Here is a 1,115-nt window from a genome sequence, read left to right as displayed (position 1 = left end):
TTCAGGTCGTAGTAGTGCTCCAGCAGCGACAGCAGCAGGCTCTTGCCAAAACGGCGCGGGCGCAGAAAGATCAGCTGCCGCCCGGTTGTCTCCAATAGCGCGAGACGGTCGCTGCGGTCCTGATACCAGTAGCCGTCTCTGATCAGAGTGCCAAAGTCACTCAGGCCGTAGGGGAATTTCATGGCTGTTCAGGGTGCCTCTGTCGACACCGCGGCCGCCGAGGCCGGGGTTTCATCGCAGTCTAGCAAACCGGCACACCACCGAGGCCGATCGTCGCCCCGGCACACGCTGAAGCGAGAATCGGCCTCACCATTTCGACGCGAATCGGCCCGAGGGCGGGCCTCCTACCACCTGAACGCCCCTGACGCGAAAACGCGCCCTGTCCGTAGGAACGCCGCCCCCGGCGCAACCATTCCCCGTCATAACGCCCGCCACACCAATCGCTCCACCCCCAGTGCCACCACGGCAAAGGCGCGCAGATCCTTCAGACCATGGCGCTGGCGCAGGGTGGCGCCGTAGTCCGCCGCCTGGGTCGCGGCCTCATCCAATTTGGCCGCGACGGCGGGCAGGGCCGCCAGCGCCTCGCGCGACTGGGTACGCACCTGTTCGCCGCTCAGGCCCAGTTCCTTCAGCCCCAGGTATTTGAACTCCAGCAGCAGATCCAGCGCATCGAAACGCCGCATGTCCGGGCGCAGGATCAGGGCCAGATCCGCATAACCGCGGTCGGTCTCCAGCTCCGAGACGGCCATGTAGAGTCGGTCGTCGAACAACAGCGTCAGGAACGCGAACTTCACCAGCAGCTCGTTGCTCCAGCGGTAGTCGCGGTTGGACAGGACGCGGAAGTAGCGCTGCTCGATGAGGTCGCACAGGGGCGCTGGATCGCCGCGCAGGTAGAGGGTCTCCGCGGCGCTGCGCGCGGCCTTCTGCTCATCGTACCCCGGTAGCCAGCGCTCACGCAGCCGCTCAACGTAGAGGGCGCGCGCCACCAGGTTGGGGATGCGCAACACCAGCTTGGCGAGCGCACCCTCACCGGCAAGCGTCAGGATGCCGAAGAAGTACAGCAGCGAGGCCATGAACGGCTGGTCCTTCACCGCCGCCAGCACGTCGGCCACGCC

The 1,115-nt window shown here is 66.2% G+C and carries 1 protein-coding gene and 1 pseudogene; both read right to left on the bottom strand.

The window, feature by feature from the left end; all coding sequences use genetic code 11:
- On the bottom strand, nt 1–182 hold a 182-nt coding region (locus F2Q65_RS19265), incomplete at its 3' end, for an AAA family ATPase (protein ID WP_150095014.1).
- A 237-nt stretch (nt 183–419) separates the two neighbouring features.
- Nucleotides 420–1,115, bottom strand: a pseudogene (locus F2Q65_RS19260) (PD-(D/E)XK nuclease domain-containing protein); the annotation flags it as partial.

Origin of the sequence: Thiohalocapsa marina (assembly GCF_008632335.1) — a bacterium.
In the GTDB taxonomy this organism is placed as follows: Bacteria; Pseudomonadota; Gammaproteobacteria; order Chromatiales; family Chromatiaceae; genus Thiohalocapsa; species Thiohalocapsa marina.
The sequence above is the reverse complement of the archived record's forward strand: the minus strand, read 5'-3'. Positions and strand labels throughout refer to the sequence as shown.